Origin of the sequence: Muriicola sp. E247 (assembly GCF_041358175.1) — a bacterium.
GTDB lineage: Bacteria > Bacteroidota > Bacteroidia > Flavobacteriales > Flavobacteriaceae > Muriicola.
Genome location: NZ_JBGKBE010000023.1, coordinates 1 through 2,804 on the forward strand (window position 1 = coordinate 1; position 2,804 = coordinate 2,804).

A 2,804-nucleotide genomic window follows, 5' to 3' on the forward strand; every position below is an offset into this window, starting at 1 on the left:
GCCCTTCAACCCCTTACCGTTCGCTGAAAAACCCTTATTTTTCGGTATCTGGCAAGAACTTGGGTAAAGTGCAAAAAATCATCGGTGAACGTCACCAACCCCAAAAACCGCTTACCGAAAAAAGGAGTCGTTTATCGGCAGGTTCCATCCCTTATCCTGCTATAATTTCCCTAAAAAGAGCTATCTTTTATGCTTATAAACCAAAAACAACAACTCCTAGACACTATCAAGAATGAAAACATCCTCCAACCTCCAACTTCCCACTTCGTACTTCCCACCTCGAACCTCGTACTTCCAACTTCTCACTTCGTCCTTCACACTTCTCCCCTTCCTTTTCCTCCTTTTCCTCTTCCCAAACACAGTGCTGTCTCAAGACGAAGAAAAAAAAGACTATTCCGAAGCCTTTAACCTTATCGAGGTATGGCTCGACGCTCAGAAAGACTTCGATAAACTGCCCGGTATCTCGGCAGCTGTTATCGAAGACCAGGAGGTACTCTGGTCAGGAGCCTTTGGACAAGCCAATAAATCTCAGCCCGTCCCCATGACTGCTGAAACCCTCTGCAGCATCTGCTCTATCTCCAAACTCTTTACGGCAGTGTCTATCATGACCCTCTACGAGGAAGGGAAACTCCGCCTCGATGATCCTATAGAAAGCCTGTTGCCCAATTACGACCTGAAACAGCAATTCCCTGAAAGCGGCCCCATTACCGTCCGCAGCCTGCTTACCCATTCCTCAGGCCTGCCGAGGGAGGCGAATGCACCATACTGGACAGGACCCGACTTCCCATTTCCTACCAAGGAAGAGGTAAACAGAGGTCTGAAGGAGCAAGAGACCCTCTACCCCGCCTCTACCTATTACCAGTACAGCAACCTGGCCCTGACACTACTGGGGGAGATTGTAGAACAGGTATCAGGCCAGACCTATGACGACTATGTACAGGAACACATTCTAACGCCCCTTCAAATGGGGAATACCCGTACCGAACTCCCCGAAAACCTCTATGGCAGCTCCCTGGCAATAGGATACAGTGCGCTCGACCGCGAAGGGGAACGACCTAAGGTGAATTTCTTCCAGGCCAAAGGAATCAAAGCCGCCGCCGGTTTTTCATCCAATGTCCTCGACCTCGGAAAGTTTGCTTCCTGGCAGTTTCGCCTGCGGGATACCACCACTGCTGAGATTTTAAAGCCAGCGACCCTAAAACTCATGCAACAGGTGCACTTTATGGATCCCAACTGGCGCAGTAGCTGGGGCCTTGGCTTTGTAGTGTACAAAGGCGCCAGTGGCAGTACATGGGTAGGCCACGGAGGTTCCTGTCCCGGCTACCGCTCTACCCTGCAACTCGATTTAAAGAATAAACGCGCCTATGCCGTGATGATCAATGCCGGGGGTACCAATCCCAATAGATACAGCAGCGGCATCTACGGCATCCTCAACAAGGTGAAATCAGGAAAAAAAGCCGATACCGATATCAAATTCGAAGACTATACAGGCTATTACGACGCACGTCCCTGGGGCAGTGAGGAGTATATCGGGAGCTGGGAAGGACAGCTGATGATGATCAATCTCCCTTCAAGGACACCGGCAGACAATATCACCCTGTACAAACATATTGAAGGGGACACCTTCAGGCGGGTACGCGATGACGGGGAATTGGGAGAGACCGTGGTCTTTGAACGCAATGCAGAAGGCAAGGTTTATCGCTATACCCAGCACGGAAACTACGTTTATAAGATGAAACCCTGAGAGAGTATACGAATGATAAAATTCCAATAAGATGAAAACTAAATTTTTCTTTTGTGTGCTGTTTTCCCTGGGGCTATTGGCCTGCCAGGGTCCGGCATCGGGGTCAGATTCCATGGACAAAAAAGGCATGGTTAAAATTACCATTATGTATCCTGCCGGGGAAGGCAACAGCTTTGACATGGACTACTATGCCGAAAAACACATGCCCATGGTAGCCCGTTTGCTGGGCGACTCCCTGAAGCTGCTGGAGATTGACAAGGGGATCGCGGGCAGGTCGCCGGAAGAACCGCTTCCGTATATGGCCATTGGGTATTTGTATTTCGACAAGCTATCGGCCTATCAGAACTCCTTCGGCCCCCATGCGGAAGAGATACTAAATGACATCCCCAACTATACCAACGTACAGCCTGTAGTACAGATCAGTAAGGTGGTAGAATAAAGGAGTATGGGAGTAAAGCCCTTTGTCAAGATGTATGGCATTTGTCAGGTCGAGCGCCTGCCACAGGCAAGGGAGTCGAGCGGCATTTGTCAGGTCGAACGGCTTTGTCGGGTCGAACGGCTTTGTCGGGTCGAACGGCTTTGTCAGGTCGAGCGAAGTCGAGACCTATTTTAATACCGAGAAGCCATATCTCGACTCCGCTCGATATGACGAAAACAAGAACAGAAGCCTATGTCTGGTCGAGTAGCCTGCCTCCCAGCAGGAAAGGGAGTCGAGCGGAGTCGAGACCTATTATAATACGGAGATGCATGCCATATCTCGACTCCGCTCGATATGACAAAAAACAAGAACTGATGGCAATGTCAGGTCGAGCGGAGTCGAGACCTAAGCCAGTTTAGAAGCACTCTTCTTAGTCTTAAAAGACAATTCCTTTTTGATTCTGCTATTCTTAAAACGATAAAGACGAGCAACGCTGTTTTCTTTTGCAGTCTCAGTAACGATCTCTTTCGCAGCAGTTTCAACCTTTACCTCAGCGGTATTTTCCTGAGCCTGGGCAGCGAAGCTGATAAAGAAGATAAAGAAGATGGTTACTAGCGTTTTCATGTCTTGCGTTTTATATAT

Annotated in this window: 4 protein-coding genes; 3 read left to right on the plus strand and 1 reads right to left on the minus strand. The window is 49.1% G+C overall.

Going from position 1 to position 2,804, the window contains the following annotated elements:
• From ACA086_RS14840 to ACA086_RS14850, 3 genes are all read left to right on the plus strand, one after another.
• The coding region (locus tag ACA086_RS14840; RefSeq protein ID WP_371004129.1) for a hypothetical protein at window positions 1-236 on the plus strand (236 nt) is incomplete at its 5' end.
• The gene (locus ACA086_RS14845) at window positions 233-1,744 is read left to right on the plus strand and encodes a serine hydrolase domain-containing protein (RefSeq protein ID WP_371004130.1); all 1,512 of its coding nucleotides are present in this window, start codon (window positions 233-235) and stop codon (window positions 1,742-1,744) included. The genes ACA086_RS14840 and ACA086_RS14845, both read left to right, overlap by 4 nt.
• 31 nt (window positions 1,745-1,775) lie before the next feature.
• Complete coding sequence (locus tag ACA086_RS14850) at window positions 1,776-2,183, plus strand: EthD family reductase (RefSeq protein WP_371004131.1); 408 nt, start codon at window positions 1,776-1,778, stop codon at window positions 2,181-2,183.
• A 384-nt stretch (window positions 2,184-2,567) separates the two neighbouring features.
• Here the strand turns inward: ACA086_RS14850 and ACA086_RS14855 are convergent.
• On the minus strand, window positions 2,568-2,804 hold a 237-nt coding region (locus tag ACA086_RS14855), incomplete at its 5' end, for a hypothetical protein (protein WP_371004132.1).

Excerpts from the sequence above, each read along its gene's own strand:
- ACA086_RS14845 (WP_371004130.1), top strand. The coding sequence starts at position 233 with ATGAAAACATCCTCCAACCTCCAACTTCCCACTTCGTACTTCCCACCT.
- ACA086_RS14850 (WP_371004131.1), top strand. The coding sequence starts at position 1,776 with ATGAAAACTAAATTTTTCTTTTGTGTGCTGTTTTCCCTGGGGCTATTG.